This window comes from Sphingobacterium athyrii (assembly GCF_003071065.1).
Classification (GTDB): domain Bacteria; phylum Bacteroidota; class Bacteroidia; order Sphingobacteriales; family Sphingobacteriaceae; genus Sphingobacterium; species Sphingobacterium athyrii.
On sequence record NZ_QCXX01000001.1, the window covers coordinates 1,048,782 to 1,075,025 of the forward strand.

17 protein-coding genes are annotated in these 26,244 nt (G+C 44.4%); 1 reads left to right on the forward strand and 16 read right to left on the reverse strand.

Annotated features, from left to right (window positions below; all coding sequences use genetic code 11):
- Positions 1–26: 26 nt before the first annotated feature.
- From DCO56_RS04635 to DCO56_RS04645, 3 genes are all read right to left on the reverse strand, one after another.
- Positions 27–467 (reverse strand): Rid family detoxifying hydrolase, encoded by a 441-nt coding sequence (locus DCO56_RS04635; RefSeq protein ID WP_219929309.1) that lies wholly within the window; start codon positions 465–467, stop codon positions 27–29.
- Between the two features lie 141 nt (positions 468–608).
- Positions 609–1,517 carry an alpha/beta fold hydrolase gene (locus DCO56_RS04640; RefSeq protein ID WP_108632537.1) on the reverse strand — a complete coding sequence of 303 codons (909 nt, stop codon included), beginning with the start codon at positions 1,515–1,517 and terminating at the stop codon, positions 609–611.
- Positions 1,518–1,755: 238 nt separating this feature from the next.
- Entirely contained in the window at positions 1,756–2,583 is an 828-nt protein-coding gene (locus DCO56_RS04645; RefSeq protein ID WP_108632538.1) for a helix-turn-helix domain-containing protein, read from the reverse strand.
- 164 nt (positions 2,584–2,747) lie between these two features.
- Between DCO56_RS04645 and DCO56_RS04650 the strand changes: the two genes are divergently transcribed.
- Positions 2,748–3,098, forward strand: coding sequence for a hypothetical protein (locus DCO56_RS04650; protein ID WP_108632539.1), 351 nt, complete (start codon positions 2,748–2,750; stop codon positions 3,096–3,098).
- 109 nt (positions 3,099–3,207) lie between these two features.
- Here DCO56_RS04650 and DCO56_RS04655 read toward each other — a convergent pair whose 3' ends face one another.
- From DCO56_RS04655 to DCO56_RS04715, 13 genes are all read right to left on the reverse strand, one after another.
- Complete coding sequence (locus tag DCO56_RS04655) at positions 3,208–4,281, reverse strand: redoxin domain-containing protein (RefSeq protein WP_181390451.1); 1,074 nt, start codon at positions 4,279–4,281, stop codon at positions 3,208–3,210.
- Positions 4,282–4,321: 40 nt separating this feature from the next.
- Positions 4,322–5,518, reverse strand: a complete 1,197-nt coding sequence (locus DCO56_RS04660) for a TlpA disulfide reductase family protein (RefSeq protein ID WP_181390452.1) — start codon at positions 5,516–5,518, stop codon at positions 4,322–4,324.
- Positions 5,519–5,525: 7 nt separating this feature from the next.
- Entirely contained in the window at positions 5,526–6,728 is a 1,203-nt protein-coding gene (locus DCO56_RS04665) for a redoxin domain-containing protein (RefSeq protein WP_108632542.1), read from the reverse strand.
- Between the two features lie 90 nt (positions 6,729–6,818).
- Positions 6,819–8,315 carry a RagB/SusD family nutrient uptake outer membrane protein gene (locus DCO56_RS04670; RefSeq protein WP_108632543.1) on the reverse strand — a complete coding sequence of 499 codons (1,497 nt, stop codon included), beginning with the start codon at positions 8,313–8,315 and terminating at the stop codon, positions 6,819–6,821.
- Between the two features lie 7 nt (positions 8,316–8,322).
- Entirely contained in the window at positions 8,323–11,778 is a 3,456-nt protein-coding gene (locus DCO56_RS04675; protein ID WP_181390453.1) for a SusC/RagA family TonB-linked outer membrane protein, read from the reverse strand.
- 229 nt (positions 11,779–12,007) lie between these two features.
- Positions 12,008–13,177 carry a FecR family protein gene (locus DCO56_RS04680; protein WP_108632545.1) on the reverse strand — a complete coding sequence of 390 codons (1,170 nt, stop codon included), beginning with the start codon at positions 13,175–13,177 and terminating at the stop codon, positions 12,008–12,010.
- A gap of 95 nt (positions 13,178–13,272) precedes the next feature.
- Positions 13,273–13,878: an RNA polymerase sigma factor gene (locus DCO56_RS04685; RefSeq protein ID WP_108632546.1), complete on the reverse strand. Its 606-nt coding sequence runs from the start codon at positions 13,876–13,878 to the stop codon at positions 13,273–13,275.
- 181 nt (positions 13,879–14,059) lie between these two features.
- Entirely contained in the window at positions 14,060–16,534 is a 2,475-nt protein-coding gene (locus DCO56_RS04690) for a glycoside hydrolase family 2 TIM barrel-domain containing protein (RefSeq protein ID WP_108632547.1), read from the reverse strand.
- Between the two features lie 63 nt (positions 16,535–16,597).
- The gene (locus DCO56_RS04695) at positions 16,598–17,626 is read right to left on the reverse strand and encodes a glycoside hydrolase family 53 protein (RefSeq protein WP_108632548.1); all 1,029 of its coding nucleotides are present in this window, start codon (positions 17,624–17,626) and stop codon (positions 16,598–16,600) included.
- 38 nt (positions 17,627–17,664) lie between these two features.
- Positions 17,665–18,717, reverse strand: coding sequence for a DUF5111 domain-containing protein (locus tag DCO56_RS04700; protein WP_108632549.1), 1,053 nt, complete (start codon positions 18,715–18,717; stop codon positions 17,665–17,667).
- Between the two features lie 79 nt (positions 18,718–18,796).
- Positions 18,797–20,362: a RagB/SusD family nutrient uptake outer membrane protein gene (locus DCO56_RS04705; protein WP_108632550.1), complete on the reverse strand. Its 1,566-nt coding sequence runs from the start codon at positions 20,360–20,362 to the stop codon at positions 18,797–18,799.
- A gap of 46 nt (positions 20,363–20,408) precedes the next feature.
- Positions 20,409–23,393, reverse strand: a complete 2,985-nt coding sequence (locus tag DCO56_RS04710) for a SusC/RagA family TonB-linked outer membrane protein (RefSeq protein ID WP_219929310.1) — start codon at positions 23,391–23,393, stop codon at positions 20,409–20,411.
- A 160-nt stretch (positions 23,394–23,553) separates the two neighbouring features.
- Complete coding sequence (locus DCO56_RS04715; protein ID WP_219929311.1) at positions 23,554–26,127, reverse strand: hypothetical protein; 2,574 nt, start codon at positions 26,125–26,127, stop codon at positions 23,554–23,556.
- Between the last annotated feature and the right edge of the window lie 117 nt (positions 26,128–26,244).

Here is a 26,244-nt window from a genome sequence, read left to right on the forward strand (position 1 = left end):
TTGTGGGATTAACGAAGGAAATTCCTTCATTTCTTAACCGCAACACATTCTATTTCGATGCTCGCATTTTTTGGCAATGAAACCACCTCGATCGTACTTCTGGCTGGGAAACGATGGCCAAAATAAGTACCGTATAAGCTATTGACCATTTCAAATTGGGTTATATCTGTGATATAAATCGTTGTCTTGGTTATATGTGCTAAATCCGAATGATTATTTTCAAGAATCACTTTTAGATTTTCAAAGATCTGAACCGTCTGTTGTTCGATTCCAGGCTTTAGGTTGTTTGTTTTGGGATCCAATCCAATTTGCCCCGACACAAATATCAGATTGCCGGCGCTAGTCGAGTGGCTATAGGGGCCTATTGGTTTTGGTAAATTAGGATGTTCAATGATCGCGATGTCTTTCCTTATGCTGCAGGATGCCATTGATAGTAAAAAAAATAGGAATAATACAATTCTGTTCATGTGGTGATAGTTTATAAAGGTGGTCAAAAAGTAAAGCAGAAGCCCCGAGAATTCGATTGCTAAAATATTCCTGTAAAGAGATCTAGGAGAAATAAAAATAAGGCTGTCCAAACAGATTGGACAGCCTTATGCGATTAGCGCTTATTTTTTAATGAAATTTAACAGTTCGGTATTGAATTTTTCCAGTTCTTCGATGAAGAGTGCGTGGCCACTTTTTTCGAATGGAACCAAGGTTGAATTTTTAAGCAAAGACTTCATCTGTTCGGCAAGATCATAGGAACAAATTTTGTCAAGTTTGCCATGAAGGATCAATGTAGGCACAGTTATTTTTTTCAGGTCATCACGCAAATCGCTATCCCGTAAAGTTTTTAATCCTTCAGCCATTGCATAGGGCGAAGCCTGAGCCTGAATTGTTCCTAACCAAGCGCCATGTCCAGCAGATACACTGTTTTCATTGGCAGGGAAGATTTTACCGAATGTAGCAAACAGTTCCGGGCGATTTGTATTGTTGAGGTTGATCAAACCATTGACATCCTCTTTTGTCCAGAGCCCATGGTTGAAGTCCGCACGTTTTGTCCAGATCGGTGCCGCCGCTCCGAAAAGTGCCATTTTGGACACATGGGCTGCATTGTATTTCGCTACATAGTGAATGACAGTCGCTCCGCCCATCGAGAATCCACCTATTGTAGCATTTTCAATTTTTAATTTGTCCAGTACAACTTTGATGTCATCGGCAAAAACATCGTAATTATATTTTCCTGCGGGCTTATCAGATAAGCCAAAGCCTCTCAAGGTGATGCCGATCACGCGGTATCCTTTTTGTATAAAATCGGCATATTGGTATTCATACATGGCATCACTCAAAGGCCAGCCATGAATCAAAACAATGGGTTGCCCTTCGCCAAGATCCGTTACATGTAGCCTGACATTTTTTTCAACCTCGATATATTCTTCACGTCCAAATGAAGCTGCAATTCTGTTGGTTTGCGCAAATACAGCGCTGGATAATAATGTTGTGAAAAGTACGAATGCTAAAATTAAATTTTTCATGTTTTCTAATATTAAATTGTTTTAAATGCTGTTGTTATTTTGATATCACAAAGTTGGCCCAATTCTGCCCGTCTTACAATGGATGGTTTTCCCTTTGCATTGCACTTTTTTCTCTTCTTTATTTTACGCAGGATTTTTTAGCACGTAATCTCTTCAGATGTGCTGTTAGGGGATGGCTTAAACGAAAAAAGCACAATCCAGGGATTGTGCTTTTTTCGTTTTCAATAAGGAAATGTTATTATTTAAACTGTTTTCTAAATGTGATTGGTGAGATGCCCGTGTTTTTAGTAAAAAAGCGGATAAAATAAGCATCGTCCTCATAGTTAAGACTGTATGCAATTTCTTTAACCGTCATTGTCGTATGGGCCAAAAGGCGTTTGCTTTCCAGGATAATTCGATTTTTAATAATTTCGTTGGGAGTTGCTTTACTGACCAGTCCTATTTTCTTACTTAAATTTTTGGGCGTAACAAAGAGTAGATCTGCATAGTCTGCGACTGTATGCCGTGTTTTATAATGCTGTTCGACCAACTTACTGAATTTTCTTAAAAACTGTACGTCAGTTTGCTGGTCTTTTGTGGCAAGTTGATGCTGCTCTTTCCAGATACGTGTCGATTTGAGGATAATCATTTTTAGGAGTATCCTTAACATTTCTTCCGTACTGGAATCTTCATTGTTCATTTCCACTTGAATTTCCCGAATAATCCGCTGTATGTCATCGGACTGCGCTTGGTTCAAATTAATAAAAGGAATTTCAAAGACATTATTGTATAAAATACCATCACAGGCTACTTCCTGATCATGAATTTCGATACAGTAAAAATCTTTATTAAAATGCATCAGCTGGCCGCCAACGGTCTCACAGGGCTTTAAGACTACATTGGGGTTAATAAACAACAAAGCGTCGGTTTCCATTGCTATTTCCTGAAAATCGACTTGGATAATTGCATTTTTAGGAATAAAAAGGATCTTGATATGCCCCTCGATTGCGGTCAACGCATGATCTTGTAGCGCGGATTTGCTGAATTCTAAATTGCCAAATTGTTTGAATGAAAATTCTTTGATCATATAAGCTTAAAGCATGTTATAAATTTCTCTTCTCAAAAATAGCAATAAAAATGTGGCAACATCGGCTTTTGATTCGGTAATGCAGATGCAGCTGTATAAAAATTGTTTAGCAGCTGGATCACACCACAATATTTTGTAGTTTTAACACACTAACAAAACAAAAAATGAGCAATAGGATATTTATTGGAGGAATAATTGGAGCATTTATTTTGGCAAGCGCGAGTTCATGCTCCAGCCAAAAGAAAACAGTTAATATGGAACAACAAGTTTCACAACAAGAAATTACAGGCACAATTACAGCCATTGAAAACGGAAAAGATGGCTATATGGCAAGCGTTAAGGACGAAAAGGGTACAATATCGATTGTAACCATAAGTGTTGTCAATCTTCAGAAATCAGGTGGAACATTCAAACGTTACAATATTGGGGATAGGATCCAAGCCAAAGGAGAATTCTGGAAAGACCAGGCCAGTGTCATGCATATCACTGCCAAGTCTATAATGGAAGTCAAATAGATTTATTTCCAGTCTATCGAATGTGGATGGAATAAAAGGACGGACCGACATAAGTCCGTCCTTTTCTATGTCACAATTCAATCAATCGGATCCGCTATATCTTTCCCTTTTAGTTATCAAAAAGTTCTTTCAGTTTTTCACTCAATGTCTCTCCACGTAGGTCTTTGGCAATAATCACACCGTTGGGATCAACGAGCAAGGTACTCGGAATTCCCATAATACCATAGTAAGAAGAGACTTCATTATTAAAACCTTTTAGATCAGAAACCTGAGTCCATGGCATTGCATCGTCCTTAATGGCCTTTTTCCACTTGTCTTCGTTATCATCCAGTGAAATACCCAAAACTGTAAAGTTCTTATCTTTATATTTATTGTATTCTTTCAAGACGTTGGGATTCTCTTGCCGGCATGGCCCACACCAGCTTGCCCAAAAATCAACGAGTACATATTTTCCTTTAAAGGATGAAAATGACACTAACTTTTTGTCGAGGTCTGCCTGCGAAAAATTTAACATTGCAGTACCGATAGCACTACGTTTTAATATGTCTAATCTATTGGCTAGCGCTTTTCCCTGCATGGTATTTTTCATCGGTGCTGTTAAGACGGCATACAGGGATTGGATGTCTTCATACTTACCCATCATAGCACGGTCAGCAACTAAACTAAGGCTATAAAAACTGGACGGATACTTCTTGATGTATTCTGCGGCGCGTTCCCTTTTTATATCTCTAAATTTACTAATCTTCTCTTCAATTTGCTTTTTTTCTTCCGCGGTCGCTTTTCCATACTGTTGATAGAGTGGATTTTCCTGATCAGTTATATCTTGTAAAGATTTTTGATAGGCATCCGCTTCGTCTTGTAGAGGAGATCCTTTTACTTGCAGTTTGCCTAATTCTTCTGCAGTTCCAGTTAACGTCATATTTTTTGCTTCAGCAAAAAATTCAACATACCGTTCTGGAAACATGATGGAAATTTTCTGCGGTTCATGGAGCTCTGCTGACCAGGTAAATTGGCCGTCTTTGGTTTGAACGGTGTCCATTTTGGGCGCTCCATTTACTAATCTATAAAAGACGATCTCCCCATCTTTTAATCCCTTAATATTTCCGTTGAGCTGCGCTTTCTGAGCCAATGCAGCGCAGGTCACCAATAGTAATCCTGCCGTTAATTTAATTTTGTTTATCATTTTATATTTCTTATATGTGATAGTAATCTTGTTAAGCTTATTAAAATATTTCAGTAAGCTTTTTATCAAGGTCTGCATCTGTGCCGGCGCCACTACCATAGCGTCCAATAATTTGACCTTGGGGATCGATCAATATTTTTGTTGGTAATGTAGTTATGCCATATTGACCACCGATGTAGTTATCATCCCGCTCTCCCTTTCGTAATTTCTCGATATTTTGTCCTGACAATACGTGCTTCCATACAGCAATCTTATCATCTTCGACAGCTTTTCGCCATGCCTTTTCATTCCCATCATCAGATGCTACGCCAATGATCTCAAGGCCCTTTTCCTTGTATTTTGCATAAAGGGCCAGTAAATGCGGATTTCCTTTACGACAAGGCACACACCAACTTGCCCAAAAGTCAAGCAATACATATTTGCCTTTGTGAGCCGATAAACTTAATGGAGTACCATTGATGTCGGTACTCGCAAAATCGGGTGCATTTACCCCCACAGACCCACGGCGAATGGCCTGTATCTTAGATTGGACATAACGACCTGCGATACTGCGTTTGGCTCCCGTGCTGAGGGCTTCATATCTTTTCGCAGACTCTTCCAGCGGCAACTGGCCTACCGCATACATCAGTCGATTTGCGGCAGTAAATCCGTTAGGATAATGTTCCAATACTTGATCCTCGGTCGCACGAATTTGTGCATGAAATGGCTCCATTTCTTTCTGAACAGCATTCATTTCAGCCCGTATATTTTTTGATGCTGCCGTATCTTTCTGTTCTCTAATAGCCAAGTATTTCTCTACCACACGATTATAGTGTTGTTGGGCTGGTTGCATATTGATCCGGATGCTGGCTTGTTTTTTATTGAGCATATCTTGCTCCGCATTGGAAACAGAACCTTTAAGCTCGCCTAGCTCAAATTGGTTGTAATCGATGGACAACGTCATCTCTCCAGGCTCAAGAATAAGAGGTAAACGCTTATCTGCTAAGCGTTCACTCTTTTTTTCCATCAAAATTTCGGCTTTCGTGGGGTACTCGAGCTGTCCTGTGAAGATAAATTTCCCTTGATTTAATTGTATACTATCCATCCGTCCATTTTCGCTATCTGCAATCGACAGGTAGATATAGCCATCCGCTTTTCCAGCTACTTTTCCAATCAGCGTAAATGATTTGGACTGCGCGAAAAGTGGCCCAGCTATCAATAGCAAGCTAATTTGTATTATAATTTTTATTGCCTTCATCTGTAAATTATTTACTAAAAACCGCATTCAATTTTGCATCAAGATCAGCATCAGATCCGCCTCCGGAACCATAGCGACCAATAATAACGCCCTGGGGGTCAATTAATATTTTGGTGGGAAGCGTATGAATCCCATAATGTTCGGATATGTCCTGCGAGCGGTCGATGACGTTGTTTTCCATTTTAAGTCCACGAAGAACATGTTTCCAGATCTGGATCTGATCCTGTTCCACCGCTTTCTTCCAGGCAGCTTCGTTACGGTCGTCATCAGAAATACCGATGATCTCGAAACCGGCATCTTTATATTTATTATAGACGCTGATCAAATGTGGATTTCCCTGTCTACAAGGTACACACCAGCTCGCCCAGAAATCGAGCAGCACATATTTGCCCCTATAATCCGCCAAACTAAGGAGTTTACCGTCTATATCAGGTTTTGAAAAGACATAAGCAGGATTTCCCGGAGACCCGCTACGCATTTTATTAATTTCATCAAAGACCTCTTTTCCATAACTGCTTTTTTTTACGTCAGAAGTGAAAGAATTGTATACTTTTTCCGCTTCCGCCAATGTCATCCCCGATATCTTAAAACGCATCAGATAGGCCGATACAATAGACTGAGGGTTTTTCGCTATAAAGTCGCGATCTATCGCGTCCTGCTGCTTTTGGAAAGGTTCAAACTTGTCCCGGAAAGCATAGTTATCAATTTTCATAGCCTCTACCTGCTGTTCCATTTCTTTTAGCGCTTTGCTTGCTTTGGCATATTCTTCATTACGCTTCTGATACTCGGCACGCAGCGGTTCCATGGCTTTATTGATCGGTGCCTTTTGCTCATCAAGGCTTTTTAATTTATCGTTCTCTTTTGATCCGGTAAGTCTACTTTTATTTATACTGTCCCGATCGAGCGTCATTTTCATTGTTGTAGGTTCGAGAACAACTGAAAAAACATCGTCAAACGAAAGTGCCCGCCCGCCCAGGCTGATGTAGCCAAATGTTGGCCCGGCAACGACTCCAGTAAACTTAAACTTTCCGTTAGCAACCACAACACTGTCTTTTATTTGATTATCGTTACCGGTACCATAAGACAGATGGACATACTTTCCATTCAGCTCTGGAGCCTGTCCATTAATCACAAATTTCTTTTGGGCTGACGCGGTTAAAGTAGCCGCCATTAGGGCCATAAGGACTATAAATTTATTACTAGTATTCATGTTTTATCTCTTTAATTTTTACTTTTTGTTTATTCCTGCCAATGCTTTTTAAATCAGGCATATCTGCTATTCTGTTGATGTCAACTATAGTTATGGGTTTTGCACGAGATTTGGATTGCTCGCAATTTCTTCATCCGGGATCTTCATCAGTATTTTTCCTTCGGTAGGTTGTACCGTCATAGGCGAAGATTTGCCCGATGCATAATTGCGTACCATCGAAAGGCCATTTCTAAATTCATCGTAACTCGCATGGCCTTCAAAGGCAAGTTCAATTTTACGCTGTTTTAAAATCTCTTTGAACAGCGCCGCACCAGCTAAGTTCTCAAGCCCAGTCAATCCCGCACGTTTCCTGATGATGTTTACGTCAGCAAGAGCCGCAGCATTTTTCCCCAATTTGACCAATGCTTCGGCTCTATTCAGATACATCTCTGCTAATCTTAGGTAACGGTAGGGAGAACGACTGTATAAAGAAGCATAGCCAATATTGTATTTATTGCAAGCCAAGTGATCCTCTGGAAAGCCCGGTGTTATATTTTCGACATAGAATGCTTTTCTAAGGTCCTTTTCATCAAATAGAGAAAGAAGATAAGGTGAAGGTCGATAGAGCCCACCGGTATAATTTATTTGTGAAGGCATCTTAAAGAGGTTGGCAATCAAACCATTCATAAATTCACCATTGATAGCAAATATGTCTTCTTTGTTGTTCAGGTTGTCCGTATCGTAATATCTTTTAAAGGCATCCCCTTGTATAAGTTCGTAGCCCCCTTGACGGATGACCTTATCGGCGTATTCGAAGGCATTTTGATTCGCTTCGTTATTTGGTGACGAAAAGGTACCACCCCTGTAGAGTTCCACCCGCGATAACAGCGCTTCCGCCGCCAAACCGCTCGCATAACTATTGGATTTCTGCTGTTTAAACAATGGGATCGAAGTCTTCAGATCGGATACGACCTGCTCATATATTTCAGCGACAGTTGCTCGTTTAGGTGCGAGGCCCGGCGCAAATTCATCATTGACCACCAACATCACGCCCAGCGAATTTCCATTACCTTGGTAGAATGGCATTCCATACAAACGGACCAGATTAAAGTAAATATAACCACGAAGAAATAATGCTTCCGCCTTTGCCTGCAGAATTATTGGATTAGTTTCGTCGTTTTTCACGTTGGCAAGCACTTTATTAATGTGCAACAAAACGTTGTAGCTATTGCGCCAAAAGGCATACGTATAGGAGAGATCTCTATTTGAAGAATTAATATAGTCAAATAGGTCAGTATTCCGGTTTACTTGCGCATCCAGGGCACGTATGGTATTTCCCCTGGCTTCTGAAAGAAAAATCTGCAAATCGGTAAAGCCAATCCCTGTAGCGCTTTCTGACCCAACAGTAATTAGATTATAGATACCCAACACTGCTTTTGAATAGCCAGACGGCGTATCAAATTGTCTTTCTTCAAAAATGACGTTGTGCGGTCTGAGCTCATCAAGTTGTTTGTTGCAGGATGTAAGGCCTAACAAAGTCGATGCGATTAGAACAACATAGCGTAATGTATATAATTGTCTATTTTTATATTGAATATTTTTCATCATTTACAAATTAAAATGTCAGCTGCATCCCGAGTAAAAACCTTCTTGGATTGGCAAAACCGGTACCCGCCCCACCATAGCTTGTGTTTACCCCTCCTAAGACGGCTCCTTCCGGATCTACGCCTACAAAATCCTTATGCTTGATCACATATAAATTATCGCCGCTAACAAAAACATCTGCGCGAGCTAGCTTCAAGGCTTTTAACACGCCGTTAGGCAAGCTATAGGTGAACCTGACATTGCGCAAACGGGCATGGCTTGCATTTCCCCACATTTTGGATGAACGATAGGTGAGTGCAGTCCATGCATTCGGATCGGTGCTGAATACATCAGGATAATTCGCTTGCATATCCCCGGGCCCCTGCCAGACATGTTGATTATCGGCAAAAACAACATTATTACGGCCGAGCCTAGGCGCAGTTGGAGCCTGGAAATTATTCACTAAAGACATTTGGGTATAGTTGCCCACCTGAAACCACCACTCGACATTTAAGCTGTAATTTTTGTATTGAAAGCTGTTGGTAAATCCACCGAAAAAGCGTGGCGTAGCCTGCCCTACCCGTTGCCAGTTGGCCAAGTTGCTCACTTGCCCAATACCTTCCACAATTATTTGATTACCCTTTTCATCAAAATTATAGTGCTGCATATTACCGTTCTCGGGATTGATGCCTGCAAATTGGATCGCTTTGATCACATTGATATCTTCGCCAATTTTTCGATAATATGATCTGGAGTAAGAATCCAAAAGCGAATCCTGATACAGTCTGGTAAGCTTATTTTTATTGTAACTAAAATTAAAACTGGTATGCCAGTTGAAATGAGCAGACTTTACATTATGTGTGCTCAACGATACTTCGATACCCCGGTTAACGATCTGTCCAACATTCTGATATTGTGTTAATGCACCCTGTGCAGAAGGCAAACTGACCTGCTGTAATAGACCATCACTACGTTTGTGGTAGATATCCGCAGACAAATTGATCCTATTCTTTAAAAGCGCGATATCGAGACCGATATTGCTGTTGTGAAGTGTCTCCCAAGAAATCATCGGATTAGCCAATTGCGTGATCACTGCGCCGATATTATCGACCTGCTCATATCGAGCTGTCTCCGAATAAAATGTCGTATTTAGGTATCCGTCGCCCAGGTCTCTACCAGATGTACCGTAAGAAGCGCGAAGGCGCAAATTATCAATAGCCTGAATGTTTTTAAAAAAGCTCTCTTTGGATATATTCCATCCGCCACTGAACGAGTAAAAAGTACCGTATCGTTTGTCGCGTCCAAAATTGGTCGTCGCATCCGTACGAACGGAAATTGAAGCCATATAGCGGCCTGCATAGCTGTAGTCAGCCTGCCCGAATACCGAAAAGGTGGCGCGTTCCTGATAATTTCCCGATGGTTTGTAAGGAAATCCATATGCCACATTGATCACACTTCCAAAATTTTGTGCGGCCCCCATATTCCGCTCACTGGGCAATACATTATACATGTCTATGTCCATGATTTCTGTGGTCCTTTTGCCCCATTCTTGTCCTACCAACGCACTGATAACATGATTACCGCCGACTGTCTTGTTGAAATTCAATGTATTGGACATAAGGTAATCAACGAATTTAGTATCATCAATCTCTAGCGTTCCATTAGGTAAAACTGCACTTGTCGGAGAGAATAAATAAGGGTATCCACCATACTTTCCGGAAAATGAACGTGGATCTAAGTAAGAATTGACATTGGTGCCTACAAAATTAAGCGAGTTGGAAGTCTGAAAGCTTAAAAAAGGAAGTATATTATACCGCAGACTTATGCTGGCTAAATGATTTTGTACCTTTGTCAGCTTCGTATTATCATATCCCGTTTCCGCAAGAAAATTTTGCGTCCATGTTGTGTAAGCAGGTCCATAATTACTCGACTGTCGCACAGGCAGACTGTCCAATAGATTGCCGGCATTATCATACGGATACATAAATGGCTGGATCATATATAATTCAGGCACCCCGTTGCGTTTGGTGATCCGGTCAATAATAGAGCTTACATTGATACGTGCAAGTAATTTACTTGAAATAGCATGGTCAATATTAAATCTTATATTTTTTCGGTCAAAACCATTATCATATAATGCTCCATTTTCCTTAAACCACCCGACTCCCATATAAAATTTAGTTTTATGGGTACCATGACGTACCCCTACTTCTGTATTGGTAAAATTTCCATTGCTATAAATTTTATCTTCCCAATTGAAATTACGCGTACGATCTTCATCCGTATAGACGCGGCGTTCGCGAATAAAATCGGCGACGTTCGGAAATGTCGTCCTTATGGAAGGAGTTTGCTCCCAATAGCGTTTCATCTGCGTATCCATAAAATCAATAAGTTCGGTCGTATTCATAAACCGGATGTCCCTTACTGGCTGTATTACCCCAGCCTGCACCCGCGCTTCCACTGTGCTTTTACCAGCCTGTCCACGTTTCGTAGTCACGACAATGACCCCTTGGGCAGCCCGGGATCCATAAATGGCTGTAGATGCAGCATCTTTCAGTACGCTGATGTCTTCAATATCAGCCGGATTGACGGCATCCTGTAAGGACTGATAATTGGTGATCACACCATCGACAACAATTAGCGGACCGAGGTAATTGTTTGTAGGAGTGGTCATTGACGATTGTCCCCTTGCAACCACCTGCCCTTTTGCCCCCGACTCTCCGGTACTCTCGGTAATATATAAACCTGTCGTTTTCCCTTTAAGCATCGATAGCACATTGGGGGTACTGACGCTGTTACGAAGTTCTTCACCCTTGACAGATTGCACTGCGCCGGTCACTTCAGAAGCCCGTTTTGTTATGTATCCCACCACAACAAGCTCTTCAAGGCTTTCAGCAAGAACATCCATCCTGATGGTTCCTATATTTTCAGTCGCAGCCAGATGAAGGCGCCGATAGCCAAGCAATGATATTTCCAAAAAACTTTGTTTTGGGACACTTTCAATAGTGATTTCCCCATGGCTATCTGATTTAGACTCCTTTACAACACGTTTATTAGCCGAAATAACCCTGATGGTCACGCCAATTAGGGGCCTGGCCAGCGAATCGACTATCCGCCCCCTAACTATTATCGTCTCTTGTTGTCTATTATCGCCTATTTGCTCAAGATTAGCTACTGTTGGGGTGTTTTCTCTTTCTCTGATGGTGATGAGCTTGCCCTGTATCTTGTAGCTTAGCTGTAAACCATGAATAATCTGTTGGATGGCTTGATCCAACTCCATGTTTTTTATATCAATGGCAATTCGGGTATTGCTATTGACCCGCTTTGCAGACCACAGATAATGGTAACCAGTTTGCTTATTGACTTCACGGAAAGCCTCTTTGAGTGTGATGCTCTTATTTTTCAGTGTCACCTTTTGCGCAAGAGCCGTAGCACTTATCTGTAGACAGACCAAAAAGCAGCTGATGGTTGTCAGTGAAATTTTCATAATGTAGGGTTTCGTTCGACTAAAAAGCCGATGCACATCTTTTTTAATTATTTTATACATTTGTTTGGTTAGTTAGGTATTAAATGAGTTTTCAAGATGGTTTGATAACGGCTAACTTAATGATCGGGAGCGCTCCAACGCTCCTGATTATTTTTACTGTCCATACGTTATCTTTTTGTCGCTTTTCTTACTTCATAGGCTATCGGGTATTTTAGCTGGTTTATAAAATCTATTTTCTTTTCACGTATACGGTATTCGAATGAACAGTAAATTGGACTTCACCGGTACTCGCTAAGGCGTCCAATACAAAAGTTAAATTCTGGTTACGGGGTAATACCCCTTCAAACTTCAGTTTTCGTAAACTTTCGTCCTCATATTTCACCTGTACATTATACCAGCGGCCTATTTGATTCAAAATATGATTTAGGTCTTCATCAGAAAAGGTAAATGTGCCATCTTTCCACGAGACATAATTTACTGGATCAACCGGAATAAAAGTAATGCTGTTATTCTGGACAATCGCCTGCTGATTGGGTTGCAGTTGATGTAGCTTTTTATTTCCTTTTATATTAATAGCCACTTTACCTTCGACCAAAGTAGTCCGAGTAGCCTCGCCCGAATAGGCCGAAATGTTAAATGCTGTACCCAATACTTGCACTGTCTGAGTGGACGTCTTAACGAGAAAAGGCACTTTGATCCGCTTGTTGTTCTGAATAATATATCTTGTAGCCACCTCAAAAAAAGCTTCTCCCTCCAGGTCCAATTCTCTAGGTTGTTCTTTACTTCTGATTTTATACGTCAATCTGGAGTCCGAATTTAACCAGATCTTAGACCCGTCTGCTAATATGATGTGGTAGGTCCCACCTTTCGGTACCGTGATTACCATGTCCTGATGTATCGATTCATGGCTTTCCAAACCTTCGACGGAAGCCCCATCCGCGTACATGAGCTCATCGCCAAGAACGATACTTTCGTGTTTATTACTGAGCGCAATTTCTCTTCCGTCGGCGAGCCGTAATGAGGCAATACTCGTACCCGGTTTTATCGTATTTCGCTCATCGTTATCCAAACGTGACAGCATCCACAAAGACGCTCCGATACTGACGACTAAGAGTGCCGCTGCAGCTACCGTTTTCTTCCAATTCCAGTTTAAATAGCGGGTTTTAGATCGAGTGCTTCTTATATTTGCCAATACATTAGTTTCCAATTCTGCAAACCAATTCAGTTCAACATGTGGATACTCTTCCACATTAGCCGATATTTCATTGTCGATCAACGAACGTAGAGCTCGTTCCTGATCATCTGACGCCAACAAAAGTTGAAATTCTAACATTTCATCCTTGGTTAGCGCATCGTTCAGATATTTATTGAACAGCTCTTCAAATCTAGGGTTTTGCATACGTTCTTTTCTTACATATACGTTTGGAAATGAAAAACCAATGAAGTGAATTCAAAAAAAAATAAAGAAAATATAAAATTAGGTTTAAGAAATTGTTAAGTGTTCAACAATTTCGCAGAAAGCAGTGCCAGCACAATAAGGAAAGACAAATCAGGTCGCTGCTGAAAATAATTTCTAAGCGTCATATTCGCGTTTGTGATATGGGTATTTACTGTTGCCACCGAGATTGACAATAAGCGGCTTACTTCTTCATAACTTCGGCCTTCAATCTTACAAAGTATAAAAACACGTCGGCGCTGCTCTGGCAACTGTTCAATTGCCTGATTTAAAATATCTTTGGTTTCCTGATTAAAAACCCCCTCCTCGATATGGGAATAAACTTCAGTAAGGTGAGTAAAATAGTCTGCAACAAGACGTTTTTCATGCGCTAACTTACGCAATCGATCGTATACCAAATTACCCGCGATCCTATATATAAAAGCATGAAAAGACAGCTCAGTATTGATATCCTGCCTACGTGTCCAAATACGGATAAATAGCTCCTGCAGCAGATCCTCTACCTCTTCCTGCGACTTAAGGATACGCATCATCGACTGCGCTAACGTGCTTTTATATGTCGTGATCAATTCCTTCATGGCTAATTCATCTCCATCCTTGAGGCGATTAATTATTGAAGTATCTACGAGACCATTGCTTTTCAAATCGATGCTTTTATTAGGTCTCTAAAGGTAGTTAATCACAGGTAAAACTCCAAATTTACAATTTATCAAGTTTCTGCATCTAATTCTCTTGATACACACGAGTACGGGACCAACGCCAATTGTCGTTGGCAGCCTACCCGCCTTTACCCCATTAACCCTAACCAAGGCTAAAATCCAGTCCTTAAGGCGCGGCAACGGCATTAACAAGCAATACATCTTTTTTTAGGCCTTTGCTTTGCGCCTGTACCTGGATCTTACCCGCCTCTTCGGCAGCCTGCACGATCAATGTAAGCTGTCCGTTAAACAAGTGCATCTGTGGCTTATGAAAAGCCTCAAGGTTGGTCGGATCGCCATTGGCCAAAGCCTTGAATGTACCGGCTCCTTTTACCTCAAACTGTACCAGCCCGTCTGCATGTGGGCACAAATTCCCATCTTTGTCCACTGCCTTAACGCGAATATAAGCCAATGCGCGGCCATCTGCAGCAAGAGTGCCGTGCGCCGTCTCCATTTTTATCTGGTACGGTTTTCCAGCTGTCTGTACAATCTTCTCATCTGCGGCTTTTCCATTTTCATCGTAGGCCACCACTTTGATTTCTCCGGGTTCGTAAACCGTATTCATCCACATTAGGCGGTAACGTTCTTCGCGTGATGCTTTGCTTTTTCGTTGTATTCCCTGGCTCTTACCGTTAATAAATAGTTCGGCACTTGGATAATCCGTATACACGAATACCGGAGTTTGTTGCCCTACACGATCAGGCCATGTCCAATGGGGCAGTATGTGCAAGGTATGTTCATTTTTATTCCAAAGGCTTCGGTAGAGGTAGTAGCGGTCCTTGGGTATGCTCGCCAAATCAATAATGCCAAACATTGAACTGTGGTTGGGCCAGGCATCCGTATCGTAAGGCGATGGTTCGCCGAGGTAATCAAAACCAGTCCAGACAAATTGCCCCATGGTCCAATGATGGTCTTCGGCCAATGCAAAGTCCTCATCCGGCAAGTTTGACCAGGAACAATGTTCCATATCATAGGAAGAAGACTGATGGTCGGGATATAGCATGTCTCCCTTTTTCACGACCGGAAATTTATATACACCACGGGAACTCACCGTTGAGGCCGTTTCCGAACCCAGCACAAGGTTTTGTGGCAATTTGGCATAAGCTTCTTCATAACGGTGCGTACGGTAGTTGAGCCCCGGGACGTCCAGCAGACTGGCAAAACCATTTTCCAGTACACAGGTCACTTGGTCCATCCCGCAGGTAACAGGCCGCGTAGGATCTTCACGATGGCAGATATCCTGCAAAAATGAAGCAACCTTATACCCTTCGGCACTACACTGCGTCGGCACTTCATTTCCGATGCTCCACATCACCACCGAAGGATTGTTTCTAAAATGATGGATCATATTGACCATGTCGCGTTCTGCCCATTCCCCAAAAAAGCGATGGTAACCATTCTTGCATTTGGCAATATCCCACTCGTCAAAAGGCTCGATCATCATCATCAGGCCCAATTCATCGCAGAGCGCCACTAACTCCGGAGCGGGCATATTGTGCGCCGTACGAATGGCATCACAGCCCATATCTTTGAGCAACTCCAACTGGTAGCGCAAGGCCGAGACATTGATTGCAGCCCCCAAGGGACCGAGGTCATGATGATTGCAGACCCCCTGAAATTTTCGAATTTTACCATTTAGCATAAATCCTTTATCCGCAATGATACGGACCTCCCGAATCCCAAAGCGGGTTTCAAAGTTATCCGTCAATTTGCCATCGATATATACTAGTGTTGATGCCCGATACAGATTGGGATGTTCTGGGCTCCATAGCGCAGGGTTCGTCACCTCAAAATTTTGTACGAAAGGCTTGCCGTAGTTTATTTTTTGTTGATTTTCCTTCTGCGCCACCACACGCCCCTTCGCGTCGGTGATGGCTGTCACCATCCGTACCAATTTGCCATCAGCATTTTTCAGGCTAGTTTCGAGTTTCACCGAAGCCAGGCTATCCGACACAAAGGGCGTCGTTATATACGTACCCCAGACCGGCACATGCACCTTTTCGGTAACGATCACATGGACGTTGCGGTAGAGACCCGCTCCCGGATACCAGCGCGAGGACTGTACTTTATTTTCCAGGCGCACAGCAAGCTTGTTGTTCATTCCATCGGCATGCAACAGCTCCGTCACATCACAATGAAAAGCATTATAGCCGTACGGCCAGAAGCACGCTTCTTTTCCATTGACATAAACCCGAGCCTCACTCATGGCGCCATCAAATTTCAGGACCACACGTTTTGTGTTGGCGTCAAATTGAGGAATATTGAACTGATTGCGATACCAGCCCACACCGACATAGGGCAAACCACCTGTCCGGCCCGTCTTTACGGAAGCCTTCTTCTCCCCATTCTGTGTTACGGCCACATCCTGCAAATCATGTGCACGGTCAAAAGGCCCATAAATAGCCCAGTCATGCGGTACGGTAACATGTTGCCAGGTAGCATCATTCAGCGCAGTGGACTCGCCCCGATCGACCTCACCCTGAAAAAAACGCCAGTTTTTCTCCAGTAAAAAAGAGTTTCGGGTCAGCTGTCCTTGTGATGTTGTCGGAATAAAGAAGAACAAAAGGAACAGAAAGTAAGTAGCATGCAGTAATTTCATCATTCAGGTGTTTGTCGTCTGTCGTTTAAGCTGATCATTCGCCGTTTAAAGCGTATAAATATACTATTATTTAAATGCATTCAATGCCTTTGTCGGTCGTCCATTATTATCCAAGGCGCCTAAGGTATAACCATTCCAGCCATTGTGCGCCAAGGGCTCCCAATAAAATATGCCCAGCACGTTGTGATCGGGGATTGCCTCCACCGCACTGAAAAGATCGTTGAGCCAGATTTCGGCCGTATCTGCCTCATCCCAGCTCATGCCCACCTCACAGATCATTACCTGCGTGTTGTACCGTGCGATCATATCTTTGATATTGCCGACACAGGCAGTATTACGTTCTTTCCAATTATCTTTTGTTGGATACAGTGACATCCCGATCACATCCCATTTTCCCTCGTTATTTTTCAGCCCATCAAACATCCAGCGGAACAGCGCATTGTCGTAGCCATTATGGAGGTGTATGATGACTTTAGCCGCTGGAAAAACAGCTTTCACCGCATCGTAGCCTGCATTGTTCAAAGCAGCATAGTTAGCCATGCTGACCGAGGCTCTACCCTCCTCCCACAGCATCCCATCTCCGGTTTCATTGCCCACCTGTACCCATTCCGGTTCAATGCCATTGTCCTTCAGCAATTGCAATACCGCAGTGGTATGGTCGCTTACAGCCTTCTTTAAGCCATCAAATGCTAAGCCTTTCCAGGCCGCAGGTTTTGTTTGCTGCCCAGGATCCGCCCAGGTATCGCTGTAATGGAAATCTACCATTACACGCATCCCCAAATGATGCGCCCGACGTGCTTTGACCAATACATCATGTTGATTACACCAGCCCCGTTCGGGATCTACCCATACCCGCAGGCGTACCGCATCCATTCCAAGTCCATGCAGTAGCTTGAGCCCGTCCACCGCTGCACCCCCGGCGTTAAAAAACTGCACTCCGGCAGCCTCCATTTCCGTCATCCAGCTGACATCCGCTCCTTTGGCCAAATGCGTTGTATTTTCGGCTGGCACAAGATTATCCTTGTCGCTGCAACTTGACAGGCCAAAATACAAACCTATTAAGCCTAATGCCATCCCTATTTTTAGTGCTTTCATTAAATCCTTTTTTTATAGCGTGTTATAACCTAAAATGACTACTCCACATGATATTTGAATTGCTTTGGATCAGTCAGATCGAGGATCAGGGTATACGTACCCACCTTATCGTAGGCAAATCCACTTCCATCGGCCGTGTATAATGCACAGTTACCCTCACCTTCCGCTGCACCAAAAAACCAGGTCCAGCTGCCGTTGATCAATACTTTAATGCCCCATTGTTCGGCTGCCGTAGTTGTAATTGTTGCTTTCCATACCTTTGCCGCCTGATCATAAGCCATCGGAGTGGCCGTGGCGCTCCAACCATTAAAATCACCGGTCACAGCCAGCGACTCCACGGAGGTTTCCTTCCAGCTCATCTTATTGATGTCAGCCGTTAGGTACAGGTAGCCGCCCAGGCTCGTCCAGCAGTTCCAACGGTCTGCCCCGCTATATAGGATATATTGGCTACCGTCCAGTGGATAGGAACCATAGATCAGCGAAGCATTTGCACTTTCTTCGTTTGTGAAATAAAAATTATACCATTGGTCGAGCCGTACAAATCCATCGTAAACCCCATCTTCTTTGCGCGAACACAGTTTCCAAGAAAATTGGTTTAGCTCCTTATTCGCCAGATAGAGATAAGCAGCATCCTGGATGGGTGCATAGGCGGTAACCGCAATGGAGACCACGTTGCTATAAAGCCAATCCGTATTGGCTCCCAGTCGCGAGGCAATGCGGACATAAAGCGCTTTTTTCTCGCCGGGTACAAATCCCATACCTGATACAAGACTGTTTAGCTGCTCATGGGTATAACTGATTGCACTAGCCTCCTGTTCAATGCTTTTCGCGAGGGTTGAAAAAGAAGCATCAGCAGCAATCTCAATCTTATTTTTCAGTGCCGATTGCGCCATTGCCGCATCACTCTGCAAGATCGCCTCATCCCATACAAGTTGCAGTGCGACGGCTTTTCGGTCCGTGGCCTTTAAGGTAAGCTCCTGCGTGCTGCTGTGCAATACAGCTGGCCTGATGCCAGTGACGGCAGGCATTCCGCCTTCCTTTTTACAGGCCACAAAGAGCAATGCCAAGATATAGAGTGTCAATTGTTTCATGTGTCAATATTTATCGTTAAAAGGCCATATGGAATATCCCATGTTAGCCTATTCCTGTGTCGTTAACCAAATTCAACCATTAATAGCCCGGATTTTGTACCAGATTGGGGTTTGCGCTCATATCCGTCGTCGGAATTGGATACAGGTTAAATTTAGCATCCACACTGCGGCCATTTATTTCACCGCCTTTCCATTGCCAGAGGTACGCGTTGCCGGTAAATCGTCCAAACCGGATCAGGTCTGTACGACGCGTGCACTCCCAGAACAATTCCCGGCCCCTTTCCGCCAGGATAAAATCCAGTGTCAGCTGCGCCTGATCAATAGATCCAGTAGCATTTCCGTAGGCACGTTCACGAAGACGGTTGACCAGCGTAATGGCTTCCTGTACACTGCCGCCACCGCCACGCAATACCGCTTCGGCATACATCAGATAGACATCAGCCAGGCGGATCATCGGGAAATCAGTGCTCACCAATCCTTCATCCGTTTTATAGCTGCCATCATCGTTCAAATTTGTAAACTTAACTATGCCATAGCCCTGGCTTGACGCCCCCGGGTCTTCGACATCCAGTGACTGCCCATTTTTCCAAAAATCCCCCCTTTTATCTTGCGCCTGAAATAAGGCGACAAATTCACGTAAGGTACGGAAACTGTTCCAGCCCGACAGCACACCATAATCTGATGCTTTCATGCTGCCTACAATCGGGCCATTGACCAGATAAGTGGTGGCACCCCAGGTCGTCGTATGCGCCACATCAGCCTGAATCGGAAAAATGATCTCATTTGTACGTTTATCATTGTCTGCATTAAACAGCTGCTTGTAATTGGAATGTAGCGCGTATCCGCCATCGATTACTTTCTTGGCATAATTTAGGCAGTCCGCATAGCGCGCGGTGCCCGTATAAACTTGCGCATTCAAATAATTCTTAGCCAATAAAGACCATGCCGCAGCACGGCTCACACGTCCATATTCATTCTGGCGAGCTTCAGGTAGCAGCATAGCTACTTCGGTCAATTCTTTTTCAATAAATGCGAAAAGATCGCCCCTTGTCATCCTTGGCGGGAAAAATGCCGCTACCGGATCCTTTTCTGTTACAAAAGGAACATTTCCATAAAGATCCATGGCATGGCTATAAGCCAATGCACGCAGAAAACGCGCTTCGGCGGCAAAAGCAGCAATTTGAGCCTGTTCAGTCGAGCTGAAGGCTGCCAATTTTTCCGCTGTTGCATTCCGTAAAAACTCGTTGCAGATCGCTACCGTATAGTAAATCCGGTAATACATCGCATTGACCCATGTATCCGAAGCACCCCAGGTCATATACTGGATATCGGTCATGTTGTCTCCTCCGGCCCAGGTATAGATCACCTCATCCGTCGGTACCTCCTGTAGGTTAAAATACACCCGAAGGTAGCCCCAGGATGCGGTGCTGCTCGCCATATCCGGATCGGCATCCCCACGGCCATTGCCCGCTACAGCAAACGAGCCGTATAATTTGGCAAGCACAGCCCGGTAGCCATCCACCGAGGTGTATACCGACTCTGAGGTCGTCTCCACCGTAGGGTATTGGTTCAAGTCTTTTGTACAGGACTGCAGCAGCAAAATCATGCTCAGCAATCTAAAACAATATATTCTTATCTTTTTCATCCTTTTCATTTGTTTTTCAACTATTTATCTATTTTTCAGGTATCGCTTAAAAATCCAAATTGAGGCTTAACGAAAACGTCCGCGAGCGTGGATAGAATGAACTGTCAAATCCACTCGGAACCTCAGGGTCCATTCCACTATAGTTGCTCACAATAAAGACATTCTGTGCCACCGCACCCACACGTAGGCTCGATATCTTCCCGACCTTGCCAAAATTATAGTTCACCGAAAGGTTTTCCATGCGGAGGAAGGATGCGTTTTCGACATAGTAATCCGAATAATATTGCCTCGTTTGAAAACCAGTATTGAAATAGTCACGATGTAAGTTATTGATCGCCGGGTCCACATATTGCAAGGTCTCCCAGGCACTCAGGTTCATTTTTGTATTGTTAAACACATAGTTTCCGACATTTGCCCGCAGGGTGGTTGCTGCAGTCCATTTTTTATAGGTCAATTGCGTATTGAAGCCAAACAGCCATTTTGCCGCCGGAGACTGATAGCGGTACAGATCTTTTTCATTGATGGCTCCATCCCCATTCAGGTCCGCATAAACACCTTCCAGGGGTTTGCCCGCTTCATTATAGAGCTGTTTATAGACATAGAACATATTAGGCTGATAACCAGTCGTGAGGATTTGAATTCCTCGGCCACTGACATTCGGACCTACATAGGTCCCCACAGCATTCGCATCCTGAACCAATGCAATATTGGTCACTTTTGTGTGCTGGTTGGTCGCATTGAAATTAACTTCCCAACGCAGATTATCCTTTTCTACGGGGACCGTATTCAATTGGAATTCAAATCCGCGGCTTTCCACATTGCCCACATTAATGGTGGCATTCTGGTCAAAGTTTGTTCCTGCAGCCACTGGGACATTGGCCAGCAAGTCATGTGTTTTTCTCGTGTAATACTCCACCGAACCCGAAATCCTGTTCTTCCACAGGGCAAAATCCAAACCATAGTTAAAAGCCTTGGTCGTTTCCCAGCGTAGATCCCGGTTATACACCGACGGGCGGTACACCAGATGGTACTGATCGCCAAAGCGGTATTGCGCGTAAGCCGTTCCCAAATTATAGACCGGCAGATATTCGTAATTCCCTATGCCCTCCTGTTGCCCCGTCACGCCATAGCTGGCACGAAGTTTTAGGTCGTTCAGGAAGGAGATTCCTTTCATGAACGACTCCTGTGAGAGGCGCCAGGCCAAAGCGACCGAGGGAAATGTCCCCCAGCGGTTTTCGGGACTGAAGCGCGAGGTTCCATCCTTTCGAATGGTGGCCGTCAGCAAATAACGGCTGTCATAGTTGTAGTTGATCCGGCCATACCAGGAGATCAAGGTATGGCGCTCGTCCGATGCAATTGCCGTAGAGCGTATATTATCGCCAGCCTCATTATAGTACACGATTGGCGGCCGCTTTGCGCTCCAATATTGATAATCATGGCCCGCGGTCACATCAATTGTACTCTTGATGTCCGAAAAGAATTTATTGTAATTTAAATAGCCGGTAAACAGCCTATTCTTGAGCGTCTGCTCATAGCGGTCAAAAGCACCACCGACTGTGAAATTATTGGCCGCACTTGCCGGGATCAGGTTGGACCCATTTCCTTTGGCATAGTCATATCCCAAAGTTACGTGAGCTTTTAATTCCGGCAGCATATGTAATTTATAGTCCAGGTCAAGGTTACCTACAGCTCGATTGACCGTACTGCGGTGTTTCTCCTGCTTAAGTAGCCCCAGCGGATTGAGATTGGCTCCTGTTGCCGGCAGTCCAGCATTATCCAGGCTCTCATAATAGCCCCCATAAGCATCCTCACCCGAGTAGATCGGTTGTGTGGGATTAAAAGCCACAGCAGACCATATGGCGTCGGTATTGGCAAAACTGTTGTTGTTCCGTGCAGCTTTGACATTCAGGTTTACGGTCAAGTGTTTATTGAAAAATGTAGGGTTGACGACCAATGCGCCGGTCATACGTTCCGTTTTGTCCGTCCGCAGGGTACCCTGCTGGTTATAATACCCCACTGAGGCACGAAAAGGCAGGACCTTCCCCATCTTTCCCTGTAAACTCAGGTTATTATCCGTACCCATGGCCTGCTGAAATACCTCAGACAACCAATCAGTCGAACTATTGCCCAGTAAAGCTTTCTGTGCCGCTGTCCCCTTGCTATTGATCAGCTCGGCAAACTCATCGCGCGACATCATATCAGCTACCCCCAGCGCCTGCTGCATGGATACAATAGAGGAAAAAGACAGCCGGAGCGCATCGCCCTTTCCTTTTTTTGTTGTGATCAACAAAACACCGTTTGAGGCACGCGATCCATAGATCGCTGTAGAAGATGCATCTTTGAGCACCGTCATGCTTTCAATATCATTGGGATTGATCAAACTCAGAAAATTGCCGCTGTTGCCACTAATTCCACCCGTCTCCAAGGGGACGCCGTCCAATACGATCAATGGATCATTGCTAGCGCTTAATGAAGCACCACCGCGGATCCGTATGGTACTGCCAGAAGAGGGCGAACCACTGTTGGACATCACCTGCACGCCAGCCGTTTTACCATTGATCAGCTGCTCGGGAGAGCCCACCAGTCCGCCATTAAAATCCTTGCTCCCGACGGTATTGACCGCACCTGTCAGGTCCTTTTTAGTTGTACTGCCGTAGCCCACCACCACCAGTTCTTCCAAAACATTTCCGGCCGGCAGCATGTTAACGTTCAGCGTCGTACCCGCCACTGTCAAGGTCTGGCTGCTATAGCCCACCATGGAAAATAGCAGCTGCGATTTCCCTTTCGGTAAAGCAATGCGGTACGAACCGTCACTTGCCGTGGAGGTACCCACCGTAGTTCCAGCCACCAAAACCGTCACGCCCGCCATCCCTTGTCCTTGCTCGTTACGCACCACACCGCGGATATCCTGTTGTTGCATCAACCCTATCCACCTGCTTTCTGCACCCGTTGCTGCTTGTAGCTGCGTTTCCCCAAGACAGGATAGCAATGACAAGCCCAATAAACTTGTTTTAAATGCAAAACCCTTCATTTTACTTAGATTTATATTCGTTTACAATTGTTTCTATTTCACGTTATTCCCCTTATGATAGCGCTGCCTGCGGCTACAAATAGTCCAGCCAGGCTACTCCAACCAGATCGTTGGCCCCATTGCCCGCCAGGTTGTACGACCGCTGCAGTTTATTGTCCGGCTACTCCAGCCATACAGCCCCAATGGATAAAGATTGCCCCTCCATCTGCTGTCCCGATACGATCAGCTTTTCGATATCCATGCTGTCAAACTCAGCAGGAACAGCCGGTTTAAAAAACCGTTCAAGAAAGACGGGATAAGGCGCAGGCAACAAGGCTGTAGGCACGAGCTGTAGATCCGCCAGCTGGATACGAACCGTTGTTTCTGCCGAACCAAGCGGAATATCTTTCATATAGGTATAACCATTTTTTGTCACAAAACCAGCTTTGAGTGCAGCCCCTTGCCCCGTATACTTTAATAGAAGGCAAAGCTGTCTGGCAGCAGCCAGTCCCGCAGGCCTTCCCTGCGCCACTGCTTTAATATCCTTTACCCAAAAATATTGAGCTCCGGCATCCTTTGCCTGAAACGTATACGTCCAAACAGGGATCTGTCCCAGATCCTGCTGTTGCCGCACCGAAGTCATATGAGCCGTTTCGGGGATCGCAAAGCTTTCGAAAGAAGACGCCTTGTCAAGCGATTCGAACAATGGAATCCGGGCATGCTGTTCGTACAATTCAACCGTCCAATACCGTTTGACGCTATAATCCCAATCGAGCGGAGCACCGGCACGATTGTCCGGGTAGGTCACTTGTTTGCCACCGACGAATACAGTAGCGGTATATTTCAATTCATTTCCTGATAACCAGGATGCCGGTATTTCCGCTTCATAGGTATCCTGGTCTTTGGCGACCAGTTTGATGTAGGGATTATTGTCTTTCCAAAACGAGACCTGATCCGTCTGTAATATGATCGAGTCAGGCTGTTGCTCATAGACCAGGCGGAACTGCAATTTTGCCGAGCGGCCTTTTTCCAATACTTCCGGCTGCTGATGGATCAAGATCGGCTGCTTCAGCGGCTCGGTCTTCGGTGCATAATAGTCGTCCAGACGGCCATTTTTCCATATTGAGGATGCAGTCCAGCTCGTATACAGCTGTAGATCCTTACGTTTTAAGAGATAAACGCCAGGCTGGGCGACAAAGGTCGTTGCATCTACAACAATGGCCTTTGTGGCGTCATGCTGGCCCAAAAGTGGCTGCACCGTAAAGCGCTCGCCCAAATCAGGGATCCGGATAGCGATCTCTTGCGGCCGGTATAAGATATGCACGACCTCACGGTTGAGCGAGGGCTTGGCAAAGGGATCCGCAATTTTTTCGGCATCCGGCATCACTTCCAAACGCCATAGTCCATCTTCCAGACGGTCCAAAAAATAAGCCCCCGAGCCCGCGTAGTTTACAACAGGAGAAGAACCCCGGCCAGCAATATGCTGTAGCTTTTGCGGCTGTACCGGCTTGACCTTAGTATCATTGCTATAAAAAAACTTATCGGGCGCATTCATCAGCGAGAGATCCTGTTCATAACTGACCAGGAAATTGCCAAACGCCGTATTTTGGGGATAGGGCGGAAATTTTTGGTTTCTTGGTATATGATAAGCCACTTCGGCAGCAATCATCGTACTGATCGCTTTTGCAGGAGTGTAGGCCAAATTGAGATAATGCGTCTGATATTCGGTATTATAGGCTGCGATGTCCATTGGATCGTAAGCAAACTGGGTGATCCATTGAAATCCAGCCGAACGGAAGGTACGGCTCATCGCGGGATGCATATAGCTGTAGAGGTTATCCGCAGGATCATACTCATAGACCGCCTTGGCTTTACTGGCAAATCCCTTCAGGTTTGAAAATGGAATGGCATATTGATCGATATAGGGCAGAAAATTGCCTTGGCGTTGCCGCCCGGCCACCAGCCCGACAGGATACCATTGGTAGGTGGTGCCCTGGATATCGGCATTGAAGTAAGCCGAAACATGTTCCATGTTATGGCTTACATTGTAAAAGATCGGCTTTTTATTTCCACTTTTCTTCATCGCCGCAACCATGCGCGCAATGTAGGCCGAGGTGGTCTGCACAGCCCCCATGTGACAAGGTTCATTATTGATCTCGAAGCCAATGACGTACGGATCCTCCAAATAGGACTGACCAGTATAAGGATTGACATGGCGCAGCAATTGTCCGATATACCGCTCCTGAGCAGCTATAGCATCAGGGTGGGCATGCACCTGGCATTTGTCATAGTGGTAGGTGAATGCATCCGTATTTTCATTCCGTTCCGGATAACCGTTACCAAAATTGGTCATGCCCGTAATCAGGATACGGATCCCTTTTTGCTGGAGCTTAAAAAATAAATAGTCCAGCAGGTCCAGGTGCTCATTACTGATCAGGTTTCCATTTTTATCCGAGATTTCAACATCCCAGATATGGATGCGATAAGCATTATATCCCAAACGCGCAAAATGGTAAACATCACGGTCAATGGCCTGCTTATGGTCAATCCCCTTTTCGCGCAGCGCACGGTAAGCATGGGCAAAAGGGACTGTATAGTTGACACCATAAAAGGATGCCTCCGCTTTGGTATCAGACCAACGCATCACACCCTGAGGGTCGACAAATACCGTTGGCACCTTTTTGTTGACCTTAATCTGTGCATAGGATTTAATATACCCCAAAAGAGCAAAGCAGCATAAAATAATTACACGCATGGATTGTATCGATTTATAATTTTCTGGTTATTACTATTGCAAACCTATCAATCCATACGATCTTTTAAAGCTACAAATCGGACAAAGAACAACACAAATTAGACATTTTTCGCTTGT